Raw genomic sequence first — 22,807 nt, 5'->3', positions numbered from 1 at the left:
AGCGGGCAGGAAAAGAAAAGAGAACTCCGGCGTGAACTAAATATTTAGTTTTATAACACGAAGGGCTTCTGGGTTGCAGAATCCAGGCAAATGACTGCCTCCCTACAGCCTTTTTCTGTAGCTTAAGCTGATGCCGACGTCGTTAGGGAGTACGATCGCCTCTCTGAGCGGCTTTTAGAGGGCTCTTCGGCCATTTACGGTTACTACTACCACTACTGCTTCTACTCAATCATCTTTCTTCGTTAGCCCGTTTACGAATTACGCACCGATCAAAACACAACTTTTTACTACCTTAAAGTTCTTTCCCTAGTTACGATACTTTTCCTTAGCTCACTGGCTCCAAAACCTACCGATGGAACCACAACTTTTAAAACCACCGATCAAAACACAACTTTTAATGTAAAGCCAATAAGCCGGATGTTCGTATAAAGTCAAGCCCAAAGGAAAACCCGATCTTGTTCTGAAAACCGCCAATTGAAGTACAACTTATTCAACCCTACAGAGTGTATTCACCGATCAAAACACAACTTATTCGTACCTTTTTTCACTACTCAACCCGCTGATTTACAAGTATTCCTTCTTGTGCTTGAAATTTGTTCGAATTAACTAACGAAATCAGCCCAAATGCACCGATCAAAACACAACTTTTAAAACGGATCTAATTACATGCGGCAAGTTTATAATGAAATTATCCCTCTGTTTTTCAGTAGATTATGTATGCCTTAAGCGTTATGTCTGACCGATTAAAACACAACTTATTCATTATTGCTATACCCTCCCTATCACCTCATCGATAAGTAATATTCCAACTTTACCGATCAAAACACAACTTTTTAAATGTTACCATCCTTTTTTCATTCCTCCTCCCACTTCGCACCCAAAATGCTATCACCCAAAACACCTGTTACTCAGAACTCCACGCCAATACTACCAAGCAAATCCTATAGGATGGTCTATAAACGGCGAGAGCGGTGAAATTCACCGCTCTCGCTTACTTTTTACTTTTTAACTGCCTCGCGATCCGTATAATCGAATTGAGGAGTTCATCATTGGGTTCACTCAGTCGGGTTAGCTGACTTAACTTCTTCCGTAACTGATTCATCAATACCTCAGGATCTTCTTTTATTTCGGCTTTCTCTTCGGGAGCTGGTCTGGCTAGAGCCTGACTTACAGCATCCAGTGTAGGTAGTGATTCAACGGGTAGAGAAGCCAATTGCTGAATATCACCCTTGCTGATTTTTACCTTACCACTCAGTACATCCTTCTTTAATTCCGGGGTTAGCTTATCGATTCCTTGAGAGAATTCTGCATCCCGTTTGATTGTCTTTTCACTGACATTAAAACGGGATGCCAAACGTCCGGAAGTAGTCCCTTTTTCATAAGGGACATTTTGACCTTTATGATCGGTCTGACCCTCATCACTGGCATAAGGGTCAAATTGTCCCTTATGGTTTTCGATTTCTTCCGCAGCATAAAGGTCATTTTGACCCTTATGTCCGGAACGGTCATATTTACCCTTTGCCTGACGTTCGGTGCGATACCGCAGCCCACGCAAATACGAAGCCTGCTCCGGCGTAAGATTCCGTCTACCCAACTGATTTTCAATCATGAAGAAGTAAACGGCTTCCTTCGTCGGGAATTGAACCAGGTGAATTTTGAAGTCGATCTGATACGTATTGCAAATGGCGTAACGATTGTGTCCATCAATCAATACGTAGGCCGGAGCCTCGCTGTCCGTTCCTTTGGCTACGGCTTCCGTCGTTTCCCAAATCAGCAGGGCTTCCCGACAACCTTCTTTCTTGATGTTGGCTTCCAGCTGGTTATATTCTTCCGGTAACAGGGGCGGTATGAAGGCTTCCAGTTCCGGTAAAACCAGAATCCGATTCTTGATCTCTTCGTGACGAAGCAGACTCTGATCCTTAATGATTTTTTTGTCGTTCAGACCAATCTGATATTTTTTCATCGGAGAAGGGATTAAGTTCGGGATTGCATAAATTCAGTAGCCAGGTTTTTGTAATCAATCGCACCGTTGGAATCTTTATGATACGTAAAAATATCTTGTTGGGCTACCTGGGATTCTTTCAGGGCTACATTCGTCCGGATTTCCGTTTTGAAGATTCGGAAATTACTCAACGCTTCGTGGATGTTCTGAATCATATCCCGGTGAACGTTCAGACGTTTATCTACCATCGTTAATAAAATCCCTTCTACTTTCAATTCGTAGTTAATCCGGTCCCGTACCTGAGCAATACGATCAAAAAGATGGTTTACCCCTTTCATCGAGGACGCTTCCGGCTGAAGGGTAATCAGGCAGCTATGGGAGGCTACTAAAGAAGAGTTCGTGAAAATATTCAGAGCGGGGGGACAGTCAATAAAAATGAAATCATAGTTTCCCCGAACCGGAGCCAATGCATTTTTGAGCTGATTGACACCACCTACCACCTGAACCAACTCTAGGTCAGCATAGGCCAACTCCAGATCACTCGGGGCTAAGTCCAGATTTTTCGCAATAGGGATAATCGGCAAGGGTTCGTTTTTGAGTAAGGCGTGTACAACCTGTTTGTCCAGCTCATCCTGCCCGAGCGATTGCGTCAGGTTGCCTTGTGAATCCATATCGACCAGTAACACACGAAACCCAGCCAGTGAAAGAGCCTTACCCAGATTGAGCGTAGTCGTTGTTTTGCCTACACCACCCTTGTGATTCACTACTGAGATGATACGGGCTTTACGTTCGGCCATTTCAGCATAACCGTATTCCAGTAATACCGGGTACAAAGCGGCCAAGTGTTTGTCATTCAGCGTACGATCCCCGGAAATGGCCTTAGCCAAAGTTCCGGAAGGTAAGCCCGCCTGCTTTTCAATGGCTGAGACCGAAAGAGCGGGTTTTCGGCGAAAAAATAAGAGCGTTTCTTCGTGAGTGAGCATACAACAAGAGAAGATGGAATAATATTCGGACAAATAAATAGCATTTGTCCGAATATACGGACTGATCGTATCATTTTTTTAAGAAACGAACGAGAGGATTTTTAGACAACGGAACATATAAACCGATCAAAACACAACTTTTAAATTGCTTTAAGAAAGTTTGATCAACCCTATGGAGTATGTAAATATCTGATTATCAATGTAAATATTAAAGCAAAATGCTTGCGTGAAAAGACCGATTAAAACACAACTTATTCATCTAAAGAGTAGAATCCCCTTAGTCAAACAAAGACAATTGTTCTGTGTGCGTAAGTCGTTCGGCTTTCAGTTGTGCCGGGTCGAAAGGATGTAATAGCGATTGAATAGCCGGATCGGAAAAGGGAAGGGCAGAATTCCAGAGCGGTTCTGCTTCGGGATCAATGATGACCGGCATTCGTTGGTACTTGTTATTAAGGAAGGCCAATAGCGAATTCGCCGGTGTGGTCAGTAAGGTAAATGTTGGAATGATCTGCGTGTCCTGCTCCCAGATTTGGAAGATACCCGCCAGAGCAAATAGCTGATTGTAGCGGAGGGAAATCTGGTACAAGACGCGGTTTTTGCCTTCATGTCGGTGAATGTAAAAGCAGTCTGCCAAGACCAGACACCGCTGACCCTGTTCTAGCGGCTGATTACTAAACGTACGCTTCAGTACCTCCTCCGTGGGTAAGTGCAGGCGTCGCAGGGGCGTAGATTGAACTTGCTCCGGCCGAGTATCCGGACTTAGTAAGCCCCATCGGAATAATTGTAGTTCGGTAGGATTCGTAGCCGTAATAACGGGCCAATAGGGGAGGTCAGGACCCGATACCTGAGGAGTGGGTTTAAAAGCCTTGGCTGCCACGGTGAGGCCAGGAGCCTGAAAGCGTTGTTGAAGATCTTTTACTTTTTTTCTGATACCTAAACCTATGTACATAGCCTATGTTGTTGGTCCCTACCTAACGCCTCCTCCGTAAAACCTTGTGCCGATGAGCTACGTAGGGAATCGAACGTTAGTGCAGAATACTGCTACTGAGCGGTCAAATAGTTTTGAATACGTTTCTCAAGAGCATCAGAAAGGATAGCTGGATTCTGAACGGCTAATCGGTGGGTTTCTAAGCTGTCGAGATCCGTATACAAAGCCATTTCAGAATCAAAATGTAAGAGTCCTTCCTCAAACACACGTTCTTGGGAAGTTTCGTTCCGGTTTATAGAAACAAACGTTAACCGCTGTATCTGAGTATCGCGAATCAGCAGCCAGTAATATAGCTGACTAGGATCTTTTTCATCTGGTAAATCCAAACGTTTGATTTCTACTAGATCTATTATTTCATCCAGTAAGTGGAAAAGCGTCTGAAAAGGAATCATCATACGTATTTATTAAAAGCTAGCCTACGAATATAAATAATACAACCTTTTTACCGAAAAAAAGTTACCCAACTTTCATAGGCAAAAATAGCCAAGCGTTACGTATAAATACGTGAATATGATTTTTCAGCCGTCTGAAATAATTTCAATACATATTCAGCTTCTATTTTTAGTGTTTACTAATATTGTTTCAAGTAGATGCCTGATTATTAAATAGATATATAATTAACAAATAAAAGACTCGTGTTGTATTAGTATAAGTACTCTTATCGGATAAAGTTAAATATAAGAAAAGAAGTCTGTTAATACCTTTAACGTATATCAGGTGTTAAAATGACATAAATTATTTTTGTGTAGATACATAAATGGATAAGAACTGTTAATTTTACCCATCCTATTATTTTCGATAACAGCCCCATTATTTAACTAATCTACATGAAAAAACCTCTACTTGGGAATGCTATTTCCATCCTCAAACTGTGTTTGTTTTCGCTTATTCTGCTGGTATCTAGCTGTGGCAAAGACAAATTCCCGCAACGGATCTTTCCGAAATGTGAGCCCATAGCTGCCCAAATTGCAACCGTTAATAATCAGTTGAAAGTTGATTATTCGCTAAATGTCAACGCCGCCGATTTTGATAGAGTTGAATGGGACTTTGGGGATCAAAAAACGGCTTCAAGTTTTACGAACTCACATACGTATGACAAAGCAGGTACCTATACGGTCAAAGTGAAGTTAACCAACAAATGTGGTGATCAAGCTACGGTAAGTAAATCAGTTACGGTCGTTCAGGACGTGGTACCCAGTGTAGCTACCGGAGGATCCTCACGAGTGAACAACACTACCGCCAATGTAGCCTTTAAATTACTGAACTTGGGCTTACCCACTGCTACTCAGTACGGAATCTGTTATTCTTATATCAATAGCTCCCCACAAGTAGGAGGTGCACAAACACAGACACAGTCTGTATCAGCCTTATCAAATGGCGATTCAACCGTGATAGCCCTATCCAATCTTACTCCTGGAGTATCTTACTACTATTGTTCCTATATCAAGGATAGTAATGGGACGTATCACTACGGAGAAATCAAGAAGTTCGAAACTACCAATGCGGATATTTGGACAGGCTTGGTAGCCTATTATGATTTCAATACGGATACGGGTACGCAGATTAAGGATTTAAGCGGAAAGAATAATACTGGAACGCTTAAGATTGGTGCTGATATTATAACTACTGGTAGAAATAATAATACTGAAAAAGTTTTGAGATTAGATGGCGTAAGTGGCTATTTGGATATTAATGACCACGCAAGTTTAAGGCCTAGTAAACTTACCGTTAGCTTATGGTTTAGAATACCCGACGGTTTACCTGCTGACGTTCTTCGAGGAATGCAGTTGTATTATAAATCGGATTATAATACAGGTGACAACGCACTGTATAGTGCCTGGGTAAAGTACGGTGGTAGCACCCCTAATGTGACTATTCACGCGGATATAAAGCCCAAAGAAAGCGATGATTGCAGCAAAGAATCCAAATGGGCAGGTCCTCACAACACGCAACACCGAGATGAAAAAAGCTGGCATCATTTTGTGGCCGTATTTGATGGATCTGTTGGGAAAACCTATCTAGATGGAGAGTTGTGGGCTATAGAAACAGGCATTGGAGGTTCTGGTATTCGCGATTGCTCAGGCGGAAGTTTACGTTTCGGCATTCAGCATCAAAAAAATCAGGATAACTTCAAAGGCCATCTGGATGACATCCGGGTCTACGAAGTCCCCCTTACTGAAGCACAAATCCGGGAACTCTCCAAGCATTAATCATGAATACTTTCCTAATCAAAAGCCTTCTCACCGGGCTTTTCCTACTGGGCTGTCTGTCGCTCAGCCTTGCTCAGCCTGTCGTTTCCAAGATCCGTACGGACTACACGGCGGATCGCATGAAGATTACGTACGACGTACAGAAGCTCACCGAACAGGATTCCGTCTATCTACAAATTGCCAGTCGTACCAAAGGTTTGCTGAAGATTCGTACCGTTACCGGAGACGTGGGCAGAAACCTGTCGTCTGGAACCAATAAAGTCATATACTGGGACTTTGCTCTGGACGGCTTTACCATGGGCGACGAAGCCATTCAACCCATTGTTGGCGTGAAAGAAGCTCCCCGCCAGCAAACCATTGGCCGAGGTCCGCTGAGTGCTCTGGCTTCCATAGCCGTACCCGGTTTGGGAAATATGCTGGTACACCGGAAAGTGGGCTATCGACCCCTCATTACGGTTGCCTACGGAGGATTGCTGGTTTACGGTTTTCTGGAACGACAAAAAGCCAACGAACAATACGACCGCTACATGAGCGAGCCCTACGAGCGGGACGCGATTCCCTACTACGATGCGGCTAATCAGCACCGCAAACGCTACATGAATGCTTTTCGGGGAGCCGGCCTGATTCTGGCGGCGGATGTGATTTACAGTGTCATCAAAGGTGTACAGAATGATCGCCTGAGACGGACCGCTTCGCAACGCATTACGGTGCAGTACTTTGGTAATACACCCACCCTTGCTTATCACTTAACGTTCTAACGGCAATGAAAAAAACGTTACTTCTGGGAATACTCCTGGCGGGGGCTCAGCTTAGTCAGGCCCAGCATGATCATAAGTTTAAAGGCGAGTGGGAAACACCCAAGGTGCCTCTGAAAGCTCCGGGGATCGTTTGGCAATACCCATCCACGCCCCAGCTGACGGTAGAAAAACCGCAGTTGAAAGTTACCGTATGCGTACAATCCACCGAAGCTGTATCGCAGTACCAGTTTGTATTGAATGGTAAAGCGTTCAGCAGCAAAGCCCGGGGATTTAAGAAAGTAAGCTGTGGTCAGGAAATCAGTGAAGAACTGACGCTTACGCCGGGTGCGAATGAATTGCATTTCGTGGCCGTCAATAGCGGAGGAAAAACGGTTTCTGAATCGCATTACATTACCTATCAAACCGGTCCGACTTCACCACCCGGAATCGTAGGGTTGACCAAACGCACGGCCTTGATTATTGCCAACGATTCGTACACGAAACATCCCCTGAAAAACCCGGTAAATGATGGGAAAGCGTTGCAGGAGCATCTGCAAAAGCTGGGCTTTACCGTCATATTCCGCGAAAACCAGAGCCGAAAAGAACTCAAGAAATCCATTGACGAATTCACAAATGGATTGACCGACAAAGGCGTCAGTCTGTTTTTCTACGCAGGCCATGGCCTCATGGTTAATGGAGACAATTACCTACAACCCGTCGATGCCGATCCGGCCAGCGAATCAGATGTTCAGTTCGACTGCTTTCCGTTGCGTCAGCTCGTTGCCCGCATGGAAGAAGTGAATCCCAATGGTTCTAATCTGGTGTTCTGGGATGCCTGCCGGAATAATCCATACCGTTCCTGGAAACGCGGCATCGGAGAGATGAGCCATACCACCATCAACCCGCCCGTGGGTACCATGATCGTGTACGCGACCGAACCCGGCAAAACCGCTCAGGACGGGGAAGGCAAAAACGGATTATTTACCAGCGAACTCATTCAACACATTGATACGCCGGACCTTGACATTCGGGAACTGATCGAACGTATTGATTTTGGGCTGGAAAAAAGAGGTTTCCGTCAGCCACCTTACATCGAAGGACGCTTCCGGGGGAAATTTACGTTTAACCCCAGCGAACGATGAAAAAAGGGATACTGCTGTTGCTGGGAATGTTCTTTCAGCAGGCAATACAGGCTCAGACGCTGCACGCCCTGTTCGTAGCCGATACGAAAGATCCCCTGCTGTCAACGGCCTGCCAACGCGACCTGGAAGTCATGCATCGGCAGTGTACGCAGATTGCCTCGGCCTTACGAGTGCGGCTGAACGAGCAAACCTTGTCAGGGGACGCTCTGAATCGGTCGAATCTGAATCGCCTGATCGATTCGCTGAAGGTGGAACCACACGATGTTATCTTCTTTTATTACTCCGGCCACGGCTACAACGAAAGTAAGCGGAGCGACGCCTTTCCTTTGCTGTACCTGCACAAAGAAGCAGCGGAGCGGAGTCAGAATCCTTCGCTAAAGGCCTTACACACCGCTCTTAAAAGTAAAAAAGCTCGCTTGTGCGTCAGTTTTGGGGATTGCTGTAACAATTTATCCAACAATACTAGGGGAATGGTGGGTCGCAAACCACTGATCCGGGGCCTTACGCTGACGAACGATTCACTCAATGCGGCGTATCGGAAACTGTTTGGGGAAGCCTCAGGAGACGTTCTGATTGCCAGTAGTCAGCCGCCGCAAACCTCCTGTGCCCACGCGGATTCGGGCAGCTACTACACGCGGGCTTTCGACGAAGCTCTGGAGCTGGCGAGTCGGTACAACCGCAGTATTTCCTGGCAAGCCCTGTTAAAAGATACGCAGGGCCGACTCAATCAGCACGTTGCTACGCGGGATCGAAAATCCATCTACGAAATTCACCTGTCGGGTCAGCCATCCGCCGTCGTAACCGATCCCAAGCCGGATTTTCAACGCATCAATCAGTACCTGAATGCACTGACGGACGTCCAGCGGCCCGAAGCCGAGCGGTACGCTCTTTTGACGCAGGTGAAAGAGTATTTCACGAAGAAAGCCCGGATTGATATTTACGTCAATACGACCTTAGGAGAAGTACAGCCCATTGAACAGGTTATTCAGCGACTGTACCTCAACGCTGGTAAAATTCAGCGAATCAATCTGATTGAGCGGTTGTCAACCGTTTCGGCAGATGGTGTACACTACGAACGAGCCGCCCTTCAGGAAATCTGGTAAGACCTTAACCTTGTACAAGAACATGAAATATGTAGTTAGTCTGGTACTCGCTGGTTGGCTGGCTTCCGTAGCCCAGGCTCAGCCGTTGCCCGTCACGAAAGGGTTAGAGGTACGCGATGATCAGTTGTCGGAAAAACAGTTGAAGGATTTTCAGCAGCTGACCCAGCAGAAAGTTGCCGAATTTCAACGGTATCTGTCCATCATTGCTGACCCTACGCAGTCCGGACAGGTACGGGAACTGGCCATCGAAAATGCCCAAATGCTATTTTTACCGGATTCCCGGATGCAGGTGGGTTCAGTAAAAGGCAAACTCCTGGTCAAAGAGTATCCGCTGACCGTATACCTGCGTCGGCTACGGAATCTGGAAAAAAAGTATTTCGACGTAAACATTACGTTCTACGACCTGGCTCTGGTGGGGGATTGGGAGAAAACCCAGACGGGTTACGTAACCACGGCCACGTATTTCCAGCATTTTCAGGGCCGGGGAAAGGATGGTCGGATGCAATACGAAGACAAAACGGTCAAGCAACTCGGGGTAGACCTGCGAAATCGGAAAGATCCGTTCTACGCCGAGCACCGATGGACCGTGCTACTGGGCGACGTCCGCGTGACGGAAGTCCAACCTAAAAGGCCTAATCAGTAAATGCTACGCGGGCTGCTACTGGGACTACTGCTGGCGGGAATAGGGGAGGTGCGGGCTCAGGAAACGGATTCGCTGTTCCTGGAAAACCATCGGGATACGGCGGCGGTATCATTCGCCCAGATTCAGCGGAAACCTGCCGAACCCTTCATGAAAAGTCGCATTCATTTCATGAGCGATTTTTTCAGGAAATTCAACGATACAACGGCCCTGGATGAAAACCTCGCCGCTGCCCGACACCTGCGGGTTCTGGAGCTAATGGATGCTTCGGTACTGGCTTCCAAAGCTCCGCTCGTTCAGCAATGCCTCGAAACGCTTGGAAAACAGCCTATTCAGACCACGCAGGAAGGACTGTACGCCGAGGTGAGCCTCCAGATTCGCTGGCAGCAGGACGTACGAAAAGTAAAGCTGTATCTGAAAAAACAGCAGCAGGCTGGTAACTGGTCCTGGCAATTGTTGGACGTGGATACTGAGTGGCCACCCAGCTCCGGAACCTTAAGGCCTGCGACGGATTCGCTCGTGTTCATTCCGCCGAATGCTCATGAACTCAATTTTATGGGTCTACCCCGGATCATGCGGGCGGGCGTGAACTTCGGCTCCTGTATCCATCCGGCCCGTTCACTGCGATTGATGGCATTGGTACGGGCTATAGCCAATCAAGAAGCTCAGGTACTGCTCTCGCTCGACAGTCAGCTTTGGTGGCCCATCCATCAAGGCTGGTGGCTAAAAATTCAGTCGTTCAGCCGGGAAACCGAACCTTCGGGCTGGCTGATTAGTGATCTGGGGCAAAGCCCACAAGACTTACCCCCCGCGTTGCGAGCATTCTGGAAGCCCAAATAAAAATTTATAGATTGAAAATGATAACCTTAGGTCGAGAGAAGTGATGTTTGAGTAAAGCTCATTTTAACAAAAGCCCTCGTTTTTGATTCTATGAAAATTTACGCACTTGGCTTCGTTTTGCTACTGCTACTCGGATTTCCGCAGAGCCTGAAAGCCCAGAGCCAGGAAGCCATCCATTGGCCGATTGATACCAAGCTTGATACGGTTATGGAATGGCTCAGTGGAAAAACGAAAGGACAGGACCTGAAATATCTCCAAGAACAGAGTGAATGGCTATTTGCTCCGTCGGGGTATTTTATCGTGGAATTGCCCAATAAAACCGAAAAATGGATTGCCGTACCGCAGTTCCTGAGTCAGTTGAACCGTTCGTCGGGCGTTCGTTACCAAATGAAATCCGTGAAAGTGATTCATTTTCAGGATGTTAAAAAAGATAAAAATGGGAAATACAGCAGCTACGCATCGATTTACTTTGACGTACAACGCTTCGAGAATCATCAGCCCCAGAGTTCAAGTATCTCGAAAGTAACCATTCCCCTGTCGCAAACACCACCAGCGAACGATTACTGGCAGATTTACGAATTAAAAATTACGGAAGTCCCCAACACCTTATCCGCCACCCCCAAACCTTAGTTGGCATGAGAAAAGCTCTACTACTTGTCCTTGTACTGAGTTTAAATACGGTTGTCGCTCAGAAAAAATACCCTACGGGTTTGAAATTTGATGACGCGGCCTACGAAAAATTCCCCCTGAAAGCCGTACTTACCAAAGACAGCTACGACCATCTGGCCAAACGCATTTCCTACGAGGCCTACGCTCCTCCGGTTATGAATCAGGGCGAAGGTTACGGCACCTGCGTGGGTTTTGCCAGTACGTATTACCTGCGGACCATGCTCGACAACATCCGCAAACGTCATACAGCCAACCAAGCGGCGTCTTTTTCCCCCAGCTATACCTACGACAAAATCAAGGCTCCTACGGATGTGGAGTGCAAGGAAGGCTCCCGGCTGGTCGATGCCCTGAGTAGTCTTAAAACCTACGGTGCTCCGCAGTACGAAGCGTTTCCGTACCCCAACTGCGGCAATACTACCGAGGATCTGGACGAACTGGCTTCGCCGCACAAAATTGGGGATGTCATTCGCTTGTTTGGCTTACTGGCCCCTGCCGCTCAGAAAACGCTTGCCATCAAGAAGGCTCTCAACGAGGGCTACCCCGTCGTGATCGGTATGCAGACGCCGCTGTCGTTTTTTGCTACGCAGACCGTGTGGCAGCCCGCTCCGGGGGATGAACGAATGCCTCGGGAAGGGGGCCACGCCCTGTGTGTGATTGGCTACGATGATGATCAGTACGGCGGAGCTTTTCGCATCGTCAACAGTTGGGGCAGCGATTGGGCGGATCACGGCTATTGCTGGATTAAGTACCAAGACCTGGGCCGGTTTACCTGGGAAGCGTACCAGGCGTTTCCGGACCTCACCGTACCCATTACCGAAACAACCGTAGCCTTGAAAGGCCAGATGGAGTTACGGCTGCGAGAAGGTGGACAATTGCAGGCTCAGCGAAGTTTGCAAAAGGGATTGGTCGTCAGTAATGATCCGCGTGAACTAACGATGTACCGTACTACGGAAAGTCAATCGTCCGGTACGGCCTTTAAGGCTCTGGTCAATACGAGTGAACAGGCGTATGTGTACATGATCGGTACGGATACGACGTTTCGGATAAGCCAGCTTTTTCCCTATGCAGAAGGCATTAGTCCCGCATTAGGCCCTCACACCACCGTTGCGTACCCGGCCGATCATAAATCCATTACCCTGGATGATACCAAAGGTACCGACTACCTGATTGTTCTCTTTTCGAAAAAACCATTGACGTTCAACACGATACTCAATCAGCTTCAGCAAAGCTCAGGGAATCTGGCGGATCGGCTGCAATTGGCTCTCAAGGACGAACTAATTCCTACTGCCCAAATCAAGTACCGCACCGACGCAGTAGGTTTTGAAGTCGATCCCAAAGCCATTGGCTCGGTAGTACCTCTGGTGGTAGCCATTGATCATCAGTAGCGTATGAAGAAGTTTTTGGGAATTCTCGGCTGGTTTTTGGGCGGTTTATCCAGCCTTTGGGCTCAGTCGTACAAGCCTGCTCAACAGACCGAGATTATTCAGAATGCCCGTCGGCTAATTACGGATCAGTACCTGACGAATCTCGAAATCCTGACGCATTACGAAGCCAATCAGCCCTTCGATGCCCTGCGACCGCAGCTCAAAGGGCTGATTACGGGTGCGTTGCGGGACAAGGAAGTTCTGGTATTCAATGAGTTTCGCGAACCAAAGGGTACCCAAACGTCAGTGGAGGAGTATGTGAAAGACTGCCGGATTTTCTCGGGTGGAAAACCGATCATTCATACACTCGACTGGTCAAAGGTGCAGTACGACTTTCAGCGGACGACCGCGGGGGAGCCGTATCTGAACGTATATCTGATCAAAACGCTTCAGGGGCAGAATGCTCAGAACAAGGCTTTCACCTACGAAAACTTAACGGAGTTTCGGGTACAGTTTTCCTTTCATGCCACCCTGAATTCCTTTCTGAATTTCAAGATTGTAGGGATCACTAAAGTTGGGCAACGACCCACCACCGCCTTTACCAGTCAGACGCTGGCTACTTCAGATAAACCCAAAGACCTTTTGTCGGTGCTCGATACCCTGACGGCACAGGTGCAAAAAGACCTTCCTCCAAACGTCAAACGGCTGGTACTGGAGCGATTTACGTACAAAAATTGCGGGATCAACGATGCCTTGTCGGATCAGGTGTTCGCCATGCTTAGCTCCTGCTGGCAACGGCATACTCAGATGCCGGTACGATCGGTGGCCGAATCTGACGAAAAAGCCTGGATCATTCGGGGTTCCTACGAAGAAGACCTCAATCAATTACGCCTACGCATGGAAGTTGTGGACGGAGCCAGCCGGAAGGTACTGGCTCAGGCTCGCAGTTCCGAGCTTCCGCTGAGCTGGCTGGTAGAGCAGAAGTTGCCGTTAAAACCCGAAAACTACGAACGGGTTCGAAACGTACAGGATACGCTACGACAGATCACTACGACGACTAAATCGGCTCTGAAGATCGAAATTCGCACCGATCGGGGCCGTACCGGCGTGGAGTATTGGGCGGGGCAGCAAATGTTTCTGGAAGCTACGGCTAACCGGCCCTGTCACCTGCGACTCCTGTATCGTCTGGCGGATGGTACCCAAACGCTCCTCGAATCCGATTTTGTCATCAAACCCGGTCAGGAAAATACGCCCGTTCGCATCTCACCCGAGTCGGCCTTTATCTGCTCGCCTCCCTATGGCACGGAATACCTGCTGGCCTACGCTTCCGAGGAGGCTTTTTGCCCGTTGCCGACAGCTCCCAGTCAGCAGGGCTACGTGCGAAACGAAGGCGGTTACCGGGTTTTTGTCGGTTCGCTGGCGGCCTTTCAGACCCTTATGAAGTGCCGGAAGAATAACGATGGAAAAATTGCCGAAGATCATATTCAAATCACTACCCGCGAAGCGAAAGGCTTCTAACCTTACCGACCAGTTATGCGATTAACCAAAATAGGAAAAGTTACCCTGATTGTATTGATCCTGGGATTACTAGCACTGGTGGGCTGGACCCTCAGTACCCTAACCACAACACCCACACCCGGCCTGACGGTACGAATAGCCAAAAAAGAATCCGCTCGACTGACGCTTAGCACGCGAGGAGGTGATGGTACGCCCATCGTGTTTATCAACGGTCGGTCCGGGCGTTCGCAACTCGATAGCGTATTTCAGATTCCGGTGGCTCAACGCAACGGCCAGCCTATCACGTTTTATGCCGTACAGGGAAAAGATACGGTGGAAGTACAAGCCGCATTTAAAGCCTTGCGAAGCGGGGAAAAGACAGCCGAGCGGACGTCCTTGCCCGCCGGAACGAAGGTCAAAGGAAGTGAGTATTGTCTGGATTGCGAGTCCTTTTTTCTGGTCAGCGACGGTCACGGCGGTACGCAGATTCAGACGGATGGCTATAATACCCGTTGCTGCAAATGCGGCTCGAAAGTGGCGTTCAGTGATGGCTACTATTACGAAATCCTCTGCGAAGGCGATCGGATTACGGCAAAGATGGGTGATAAGGTAGAAAAATGATCTTCCCCTACAGTCCTTACGGGCTTGTTTTCAAAAGTGCTTATTCCTTCAACCTCTGCAATTATGTAAATGATCTTTTACCTAACTTTATTAACCCCTTTTATGAAAAAAGTTTTGTTACCCATTTTAGTAGTAAGTCTTACCTTAAGTAATTGTACAACGATCATCAACGGTTCCCGCCAAGCCGTGAGTGTACTCAGCAGACCCACCGGAGCCGAAGTGTATGTGGATGGACAGCTTTCGGGGAAAACACCCATGTGGGCAAACCTGAAGCGAAAAGACAACCACACGATTAAGGTAGTTATGGATGGCTACAAACCTTACGAAGCAGCATTGACTCGTAAGGTAGATGCCTGGTTACTAGGCAACATTGTTTTCGGAGGCGTAATTGGCCTGGCGGTTGATGCAATCACGGGTTCCATGTATAAGTTAACGCCGAATGAGATAAAAGCCCGTTTAGTGGACGGCGATACAAACCTGACTTCGGCTAAACGTACGAAAGAAGGCATCTATCTGGTCGTAACCATGCAGCCAGATGCTTCCTGGGAGAAAATTGGTACGCTTGAACGGTTGAAGTAATTAAGGTGAATCAATAATGAATGAGCCCTACCGCCAGATACATTAGGTGGTAGGGCTCCTGTATAAATAGCGGAGGAAATCTGAATCTTAGTCATCAAGTCTTGCACGATCCGCCGTACGAATGTATTCTTCCAACGTTTCCATATCCTGGAAAATCGGACTGAGCGTATGCACAAAGGCTAGTTGACTGGCTTCGGAATCGGCCACTGCGTAAAAGCCACCCGCTTCTGGATCAAATTCAATATGATTGAGTAAAGCCGGATTGACCTTTTCTAAAATCTGAATGATATGCCCTTCCCAGCAGTAGCCATTGGGTTCGTACCCATGTTTAGCAAACAGCATTATGTACTCGGGTAGCAATTCGACTTCTGCTTTGATCAGGTAATAGTCTTCGGCTTTAATTTCAAAAGGAGCGTAGTTTTCCACGGATCGGTTGCTGAGTTTTATGATTTTAAGTGGAGCAAAGATGTGTGATGAATCAGAAAAAGCCCGCATAAACTCAGGATCTGATTTGTTACGGGCCTAAGTCAGCGATACTGACCTGTGTGTGGAAAGAGTAAAACTAGTTCGCCACAAACCCATACTTCACAAATCGGGCCAGGTCGCGGTAGGTTACCCAGCAGAAACCATGATCGGCCCAGTCGTTACCAAAACTGTTAATAACGCGGAAGGCTCCGCCGTGAAGGTCGTCGTCGTAGCCAATGACGCAGAGGGCGTGCCCCTTCAAATCCGGATTTTGGGGATTGTCACCCGGAGCCGCCTGCCATACTTTCTTGGTGTAGTAAAACGAAGCCGGAATCACCATGCCAATTACGCTTGGTTTACCTTCGGCGAGGGATTTTTTCAGCGAACCTATCTTGACCGCGTCGGGATCCTGTAACTTGAAAATTCGCTCAAAGCCTTTAATACGGAACCGGGCGGCCAGTTGATCGGCTCGGGCCGTCTTTTGTCCACAAGCGGGGTACGGGAAGCTCCGCATGGGTGTGTTCCCCACTTCCTGCATGATTTGCAGTACTTTCACTAGCGAAACGCCTTCCGTACAGCTATAATCCTGCTGGACCTTTGCCTTTTCGTATAGATAACTCGGCGAAAAGGCGAGTTGATCAATCATAGCCCGTTTGTTCAGTCCGCGAGCTTTAGCCTCCAGAATCGTTTGCAGGTAATAGCCACAGGCAAAGCCTACGCAGGTGCTATACGGCCCTTGGGCCTGAATGGAAGGGCAGTAGGCTTCGTAACTGACGCGAGCCGGAAGGGGAGCTTTCGTCAACACTGGCTCGTAGGGCAATTGCTCATAGGCCTCGTCGTCAAAAACCAGTCCGGTTTTGGGTAAGGGCTGGGCCAGACCTTTTAGAGCCAGACCACCGAAAAAAAGCAGGGCAAACCAGAGGCGTGGATTCACTAGCGGGCAGTTTGATGAGCAAATTGTTCAGCCAGCTGCTGAGCTTCCCGCTGGTAGGGATGGCCGGTCGTCTCGGCAATGGAGTCAATCAATACCCGAGCCTGCGGCGACTGCTGATTTTTCAGATAAGCCAAAGCCAGGTACCACTGAGCACTGGCGTTCCAGTGATTCGTGATGTGTTGCGTCAAGGGCTTGAGTTGGGAAAGAGCGGTATCCACCTGACCCGATTGCAGCAGGGCCACGGCCTGTTGCAACTGAAGGGAATCCTGCTGTACTTGGGTAGTGGGAAGCGGGGCTCCGAGCCGGTCTTCGCCCTCATCCATGGGTGAAGGAGCGGACTTGGGGGCATGGATGTACTGGTTAGCCAACTGGGCTCCCGTATCAACCGGACGCAACCAAAGCCAGCCTAAACCGAGCAGGAGTACCAGCGAAGCCGCTGCCGCCCAACCGTACCAACGCTTGAGGCCTGCTTCCGGACGGGGGGTAAAGGCCACTTGCCTGGAAGCAGACTGCGGAGCCTGGGGTAACACACCCTGAGCCCGTAATTCCTGGTGGATTTGCTGCAAACGTTCTTTTTCTTTCAGCCACAAGAGGCCCTGTTTCAGTTCACGCTGAATGTGTAACTCCTGTTGCAGCTCGGGGTTTTGATCGAGCAGGCGTTCAAAATCCAGCCGCTCGTCAGTATTCATCTGGTTGTTTACGTAAGCTCCAACCTGGCTAATGGATTCTTCGGATAAAGACATGACTTATTCTTTTTTACGGTACGTGAGGTAGAGTTCCCGGAATCGCTGCGTACAGCGGAATCGTTTTACTTTGGCTGAACCTTCCTGAATGCCCAGGCGGGCACCGCATTCGGCCAGTGATTTTTCTTCGACGTAAAAGCACTCAATCAGGGTGCGGCAGGCGTCGGAAAGTTCGTCTTTTGCCCGTTGCAAGGCTGTCAAATCGGCTTCTACGGTTTCGTCTCCCCACAGATTGCTAGGGTCAGCCCAATCCTGAACGGACGAAGGAGTGGATTCGGTCTCATCGTCAAGAAACGGATTGTCCTCTTCCAGGGACCATTCCTGGTACGAATCAGTCGGCTTCTGCCTTTTTACAAAATTAATCCAGCGATACCGGCAAATCGTAAACGCGTAGGCGGTGATGGGCTTACCCTGAAACTGAAAGCGGCCGTCTTTAATTTTTAGCGAACATTCGATCATAGCCTCCTGAAATACATCATAGGCATCATCTTCAGAAATGGAGCTTCGTTGCAAGGCATACGGAATGAAAATCCGCGATACTTCCAGGTAAAAATCCCGCCAGGCATCGGCGTCGTTGACGCGTAGAGCCTCAATGCGTTTTTCTTCTTTCCTTTCTGACGAATCCGGTAATGGGTTAATTGGAGGCATAAGAAGCTTACGTATTCATGCTAAAGTTACGCAGGTTTTGCTCGCTGGCTGATAATCACGAAGAAACGCCGAACCTTATTCATCTATCCCGGGATGTAACAAAAGGTTATCAGCTCTAAAAAATTATTTATCAAGAAGTTAAAATTCAGCTTATCGCCGAGAAGGAATGTAGCCTGGCGCATAGGGGATCCTAACTAGGATCACGAGACTAAATAAAGAAAAAAAATCTTATCCAAGATTAATGAAAACAAACAGATCAAGTGTAATAATAAAAAAGTGTAGATTTTTTTACGGTGACATGTTATCCTTTCGCGGCGGGCTGTGATAGATAGATAAAATGTCAACGCAAAAGCACATTCTCCATGGCTGTATTTATCATTCACCGGGCTACCAAGGGCGAAGGATACCAGTTCACGCTTGAATCAAGCCAGGGCGAAGCACTGTTGACGAGTGACGTGTACAAAGATTTCGAAAGTTGTTGGCATGATGTTGAGCCCATCCGCATTTATGCCCCGCTAGAGAGCCGCTACGAACGCGTGAACCGGCTCCATGAATATACATTTTGGCTAAAAGCGGCCAATCAAAAGCTTATTGCCCGTAGTGCCCGCAAGTACGCGTCTGCCGCGAGTCGGGATCAGGCCATTGAACGCACCAAGTGGGAAGCTCCGCTAGCGAACGTTCGGATCGAAAAATAAAGCCCAACCACCTCGAAACTATTCGCCTTCAACCTTTTTCTATACCCGGTAAAAAAGAAAAGGGATGGATTTTATAAAATCCATCCCTTTTCTGTATCTAAAACTGAATCCGTCAGGACTAAAGTAAAAGTGAATCAATGCGATGAGCGTGTACCATTTCTTCCGCTGGTGACCAGACAAATACGGTAAAGCGGCCGTCCTGAGAGGCTACGAGAGCTACCGCGTCGCGTTGATCGTAGACAAACTGAGCTGCCGATAAATGCCGCGTACCGCCCGTTTGTGTGGAATGTATAACTGTACTGGTCTGATCGACGATAGGCTCGGATACAAGAATCTGTTCCACGCGGGCACTCGTTTCCGAGCGGCCAATTTTTGCTCCAAAACCCAGTAGATCGTACTGATCGTTGATGATGGTCGCTCCGTCCACCGCCGTTAGGCCAGCCATGCTTTCGATGGACAAATCCAATGATTTCTGCCAGCTGTACTGCGTCGTTTCGTAAAGATTGTGTCGCATCAGATCCGCCAGCTGCGAATGCGGAGGCACAATGGGGTAAGTCATGGGCTGAATGATAGATTCTCGCCAGGCCTCTGACCCCGAAGGTACCACCAGTAGCGAACCTCCTCGGCCATGAGCCCGCATCGATACGGCCAGTTGTACGAGTACATTTTTACCCTGCGAAGCCTGAAAACCCGGCATACACGTAAGCGAAGCCAGGTAATCGGGGAGGTCAGTGAGGCTATTATCGACAATTTTTACCTGATCGCCCTTCAGAATGGCTACGTTCACAAACTTTCCGTATCCGGCCAGGCGGCGGTGTTTCACGACCAGCAGACCCGGTTCAATGACTTCCAGTACAAAGCAGTTTCCGGGAATCTCCCGGGTAGTACCCCAGACAAACAGTTCATCGTTTTCGTAGCCAATGCCCAGGTGTATACCGGGTCGCTCGACGGCCGGAGCCAGTTTAGTGAGTACCGCGGGCGTCAGGGGCAGACGATGTTCGAATACAAGTGGCTGATCCGCTTGTTCGATTGAAATGTAAGCCAGTGAAATTTTGGGTGAATACCCTTCTTCATGCCGTAAGCTGGCCCAAAACGCTGCATCAATCATGGCTTCAATGACGCGAGCCGGAGGGTTAGGAGCCAGCGGCTGGCACTTGGCCTTGCAGGTAGAGGTAAGTTGCTGGGCAAAATGGGTTTCTATCGTTGCCGCCACTAGTCGGGCTGCCTGGTAGGTTGGTTCCAGGATCATACGGTTCGCGGAAAAACGTTCGGAATAGGGAATAGAGCGTTGCACGATAGTGATTTATAAGGGTCAAAGTAAGGAGTTGTGGCTATAACCGCAAAGGGTCCGGTATCGTTCGTGCTCGGGGAATTGGATACGCTTTTTACGGAGATCACATCCTGAGCCTATCCTTACAAAAACTTCTCTTCTGAGCTTATTTTGAGGAATTTAGAATGAATTAATGCGGAACCGAAGTTTTAAACGATAGAATTTGTTTAATGTTAGAAATTTAAGGTAAATTAGCATGATTCACCCCTGAGTTTTACCTAATATGAAAGCTTTTTGGAGTTTACTCCTGCTTTTGCTGACAGGTACCCTTGCCCTGTCGCAAGAGATTCCGATCCGTTTCTCCCATCTTACGACCGATCAGGGGCTTTCGGAAAACAATGTACAATGTATCTGGCAGGATAGTCAGGGTTTCGTGTGGATGGGTACGTACGATGGATTGAATAAGTACGATGGGCAACGCATGACCACGTACCGCAATGAACCGCAAAATCCGAATAGTTTAAGTGGTAATAACGTCCGCTGTGTGTATGAAGATCACCGACATCAGCTGTGGATCGGTACGCCCGATGGCCTCAATCGTTACGATCGTCAGCGTAATACCTTTGTTCGGTACACGCACCGGCCCGGTGATTCGACTTCGCTGAGTAGTAACGAAATCATGTGCGTGTACGAAGATCGTCAGCACGTACTTTGGGTAGGTACATATGGCGGCGGGCTCAATCGATTTGATGCTGAAACGCAAACGTTTAAAGCCTACCGTCATGATTCATTCAAGTCACATACGCTGACATACGATAAGGTAACGTGTCTACTCGAAGACAGTCGGGGTAGCTTTTGGGTAGGGACGCAGAAGGGTCTAAACCTGTTTGACCGCAAAGGGGAGAAATTCTATTCTACACCGACGGAAATGGGTATCGACCAGCCCCTGAGTCATGACTACGTGCGGTGCATGGCCGAAGACACGAAAGGAAATCTGTACATGGGTACGTATGGCGGAGGTTTAAACGTCATCAATCCGAGCCTGAAGCAGCTCCGCGTTTATCGGCATCAGGTGGATAATCCGACTAGTATCGCGGCGGATTTCCTCATGAGTATCGTGGTTGATTCCCCCAACAAAATCTGGGTAGGTACGGAAAACGGGGGTCTGAATCTCTTCAACCCACATACGGAAACATTCACCAGTTACCAGTTCGATTATACGAATCCCCTGAGTATTTCTAACAATACGGTTACCAGCTTATTGAAGGATCGTACCAACAATATCTGGGCGGGCGTGCAGCGGGGTGGGGTCAACCTATTTAACCTGAATTCCAGCCTCTTCGATTTTTTCTATCAAACGTCTTCTAAGAATAGTTTAAGTCATAACGAAGTAAAAGCCTTTTGTGAAGATCGTCAAGGCATCATCTGGCTGGGCCTCGATGGGGAAGGCGGCCTGAATCGTTTCGATCCCAAAACCCGAACGTTTACGCATTACCGGCACAGTGATCAGGATGAGAATAGTCTGAGCAGTAATTCGGTACTCAGCATTCTGGAAGATCGGCAGGGCAACCTCTGGGTCGGAACCTGGGCTGGTCTTAACCTGCTTGATCGCTCCACGGGTAAATTCAAACGGTATACGCACGAAGCTAAGAATCCCAATTCCCTGAGTTCGGATCATATCTGGAAACTGTTTGAGGATCACGAAGGAACCTTGTGGATCGGCACTTTTTTCGGTGGCCTCAACCGTATGGACCCGAAGACTCGCCAGTTTTTCCGCTTGTTAAGCGACGAGTATCAGCACAAATTTTACGGTGAAAACATTACGGACATTACCGAAGACCAGTCGGGAAACCTCTGGGTAGGTACCACCCAGGATGGACTCAATCGCTACCACTTAGCAACCCGAAAGCTTACGCATTTTGTTCAGTACAACGGCAGCAAAAACAGTCAGAATAATCACTACATCAAGGCCCTGTACGTGGATCGTAAAAACCGCGTCTGGCTGGGACAGAAGAAACTGAGTCAGTATGATCCCAAAACTCAGACTTTTGTGACCGTGCCTTTTTCGGCTTTGGAAGGTATTCAATCCATTGAAGAAGATACGCAGGGGAATTTGTGGTTAGGGACCTTGCAGGGACTGGTGAAGTTTGATCCCGAAAAACGTACGATGCAGCAGTTTACCAAAGCGGATGGCTTGCTTAGTAATGATTTCATACAAAATGCCCACGTTCGTACTCGCAACGGCACGCTGTATTTCGGTAGTAACAAGGGTTTCGTAACCTTTAACCCCAGCCACATTACCAGCAACCGTTTTGTGCCACAGGTGTACATCACGGGCTTTTCGTTATTTAATAAACCCGTTGCGGTAGGGCAGAAAAACTCTCCCTTGAAAACGGCCATTACGGAAGCGAAAGAAATTCGCTTATCACCCGATCAGTCCACCTTTTCGTTTGACTTTGTAGCCATCAATTACACGGCATCGCACAAAAATCAGTACGCCTATAAGCTGGAAGGTTACGACTCGGATTGGAATGTTGTGGGTAATGATCACACCGCCACGTATACCAACCTGGATCCGGGAACGTATACCTTTCGCGTGAAAGCTTCAAATAACCACGGGCTTTGGAATGAGAAAGGGGCACAAATCAAGGTCATTGTTATGCCCGCGTATTACCAAACCTGGTGGTTTCGGGTACTGGTCGCTTTTTTATCCATTATTATGTTGTAAGGCCTTTAA

General features: G+C 48.1%; 22 protein-coding genes. 13 read left to right on the top strand and 9 right to left on the bottom strand.

What is annotated here, in order from left to right; all coding sequences use genetic code 11:
* Positions 1-991: 991 nt before the first annotated feature.
* From ACOJTG_RS13845 to ACOJTG_RS13830, 4 genes are all read right to left on the bottom strand, one after another.
* Positions 992-1,963, bottom strand: a complete 972-nt coding sequence (locus ACOJTG_RS13845; RefSeq protein ID WP_420154364.1) for a hypothetical protein — start codon at positions 1,961-1,963, stop codon at positions 992-994.
* 11 nt (positions 1,964-1,974) lie between these two features.
* Entirely contained in the window at positions 1,975-2,925 is a 951-nt protein-coding gene (locus ACOJTG_RS13840) for a ParA family protein (RefSeq protein WP_420154363.1), read from the bottom strand.
* Positions 2,926-3,202: 277 nt separating this feature from the next.
* Positions 3,203-3,874 carry an SOS response-associated peptidase gene (locus tag ACOJTG_RS13835; protein WP_420154362.1) on the bottom strand — a complete coding sequence of 224 codons (672 nt, stop codon included), beginning with the start codon at positions 3,872-3,874 and terminating at the stop codon, positions 3,203-3,205.
* A gap of 92 nt (positions 3,875-3,966) precedes the next feature.
* Entirely contained in the window at positions 3,967-4,308 is a 342-nt protein-coding gene (locus ACOJTG_RS13830; protein ID WP_420154361.1) for a hypothetical protein, read from the bottom strand.
* A 432-nt stretch (positions 4,309-4,740) separates the two neighbouring features.
* Between ACOJTG_RS13830 and ACOJTG_RS13825 the strand changes: the two genes are divergently transcribed.
* From ACOJTG_RS13825 to ACOJTG_RS13775, 11 genes are all read left to right on the top strand, one after another.
* Positions 4,741-6,123 carry a LamG-like jellyroll fold domain-containing protein gene (locus ACOJTG_RS13825; RefSeq protein ID WP_420154360.1) on the top strand — a complete coding sequence of 461 codons (1,383 nt, stop codon included), beginning with the start codon at positions 4,741-4,743 and terminating at the stop codon, positions 6,121-6,123.
* 2 nt (positions 6,124-6,125) lie between these two features.
* The gene (locus tag ACOJTG_RS13820; protein ID WP_420154359.1) at positions 6,126-6,881 is read left to right on the top strand and encodes a hypothetical protein; all 756 of its coding nucleotides are present in this window, start codon (positions 6,126-6,128) and stop codon (positions 6,879-6,881) included.
* A 5-nt stretch (positions 6,882-6,886) separates the two neighbouring features.
* Positions 6,887-8,002: a caspase family protein gene (locus ACOJTG_RS13815; protein WP_420154358.1), complete on the top strand. Its 1,116-nt coding sequence runs from the start codon at positions 6,887-6,889 to the stop codon at positions 8,000-8,002.
* Positions 7,999-9,105 (top strand): caspase family protein, encoded by a 1,107-nt coding sequence (locus ACOJTG_RS13810; RefSeq protein WP_420154357.1) that lies wholly within the window; start codon positions 7,999-8,001, stop codon positions 9,103-9,105. Before ACOJTG_RS13815 ends, ACOJTG_RS13810 begins: the two co-directional genes overlap by 4 nt.
* Before the next feature lie 22 nt (positions 9,106-9,127).
* Positions 9,128-9,748: a hypothetical protein gene (locus tag ACOJTG_RS13805; RefSeq protein WP_420154356.1), complete on the top strand. Its 621-nt coding sequence runs from the start codon at positions 9,128-9,130 to the stop codon at positions 9,746-9,748.
* Complete coding sequence (locus tag ACOJTG_RS13800; protein ID WP_420154355.1) at positions 9,749-10,585, top strand: hypothetical protein; 837 nt, start codon at positions 9,749-9,751, stop codon at positions 10,583-10,585. It begins immediately after the preceding gene.
* 90 nt (positions 10,586-10,675) lie between these two features.
* Positions 10,676-11,215, top strand: a complete 540-nt coding sequence (locus ACOJTG_RS13795) for a hypothetical protein (protein WP_420154354.1) — start codon at positions 10,676-10,678, stop codon at positions 11,213-11,215.
* A gap of 5 nt (positions 11,216-11,220) precedes the next feature.
* Positions 11,221-12,639, top strand: a complete 1,419-nt coding sequence (locus ACOJTG_RS13790) for a C1 family peptidase (protein WP_420154353.1) — start codon at positions 11,221-11,223, stop codon at positions 12,637-12,639.
* A 3-nt stretch (positions 12,640-12,642) separates the two neighbouring features.
* Positions 12,643-14,136 (top strand): hypothetical protein, encoded by a 1,494-nt coding sequence (locus tag ACOJTG_RS13785; RefSeq protein WP_420154352.1) that lies wholly within the window; start codon positions 12,643-12,645, stop codon positions 14,134-14,136.
* A gap of 15 nt (positions 14,137-14,151) precedes the next feature.
* On the top strand, positions 14,152-14,736 hold the full coding sequence (locus tag ACOJTG_RS13780; RefSeq protein WP_420154351.1) for a hypothetical protein: 585 nt from the start codon (positions 14,152-14,154) through the stop codon (positions 14,734-14,736).
* A 102-nt stretch (positions 14,737-14,838) separates the two neighbouring features.
* Positions 14,839-15,315, top strand: a complete 477-nt coding sequence (locus ACOJTG_RS13775) for a PEGA domain-containing protein (protein ID WP_420154350.1) — start codon at positions 14,839-14,841, stop codon at positions 15,313-15,315.
* An 87-nt stretch (positions 15,316-15,402) separates the two neighbouring features.
* On the opposite strand, the gene ACOJTG_RS13770 is transcribed toward ACOJTG_RS13775, so the two are convergent.
* From ACOJTG_RS13770 to ACOJTG_RS13755, 4 genes are all read right to left on the bottom strand, one after another.
* On the bottom strand, positions 15,403-15,810 hold the full coding sequence (locus ACOJTG_RS13770; protein ID WP_420154349.1) for an Imm51 family immunity protein: 408 nt from the start codon (positions 15,808-15,810) through the stop codon (positions 15,403-15,405).
* Positions 15,811-15,877: 67 nt separating this feature from the next.
* A complete protein-coding gene (locus tag ACOJTG_RS13765; RefSeq protein ID WP_420154348.1) occupies positions 15,878-16,714 on the bottom strand; it encodes a C1 family peptidase in 837 nt (278 codons plus the stop codon).
* On the bottom strand, positions 16,714-17,457 hold the full coding sequence (locus ACOJTG_RS13760) for a hypothetical protein (RefSeq protein ID WP_420154347.1): 744 nt from the start codon (positions 17,455-17,457) through the stop codon (positions 16,714-16,716). Before ACOJTG_RS13760 ends, ACOJTG_RS13765 begins: the two co-directional genes overlap by 1 nt.
* 3 nt (positions 17,458-17,460) lie before the next feature.
* Positions 17,461-18,105 (bottom strand): RNA polymerase sigma factor, encoded by a 645-nt coding sequence (locus ACOJTG_RS13755; RefSeq protein ID WP_420154346.1) that lies wholly within the window; start codon positions 18,103-18,105, stop codon positions 17,461-17,463.
* 362 nt (positions 18,106-18,467) lie between these two features.
* On the opposite strand from ACOJTG_RS13755, the gene ACOJTG_RS13750 reads away from it, so the two are divergent.
* Positions 18,468-18,800 (top strand): DUF1508 domain-containing protein, encoded by a 333-nt coding sequence (locus ACOJTG_RS13750; RefSeq protein ID WP_420154345.1) that lies wholly within the window; start codon positions 18,468-18,470, stop codon positions 18,798-18,800.
* A gap of 118 nt (positions 18,801-18,918) precedes the next feature.
* On the opposite strand, the gene ACOJTG_RS13745 is transcribed toward ACOJTG_RS13750, so the two are convergent.
* Positions 18,919-20,049, bottom strand: coding sequence for a putative sensor domain DACNV-containing protein (locus tag ACOJTG_RS13745; protein WP_420154344.1), 1,131 nt, complete (start codon positions 20,047-20,049; stop codon positions 18,919-18,921).
* A gap of 304 nt (positions 20,050-20,353) precedes the next feature.
* Here ACOJTG_RS13745 and ACOJTG_RS13740 point away from each other — a divergent pair, with 304 nt between their 5' ends.
* Complete coding sequence (locus ACOJTG_RS13740) at positions 20,354-22,798, top strand: two-component regulator propeller domain-containing protein (RefSeq protein WP_420154343.1); 2,445 nt, start codon at positions 20,354-20,356, stop codon at positions 22,796-22,798.
* The last annotated feature ends 9 nt before the right edge of the window (positions 22,799-22,807 follow it).

The organism is Siphonobacter sp., assembly GCF_048595215.1.
Classification (GTDB): Bacteria; Bacteroidota; Bacteroidia; order Cytophagales; family Spirosomataceae; genus Siphonobacter.
Note: the sequence above shows the minus strand (reverse complement) of the source record. Positions and strands in the feature narration are given on the sequence as shown.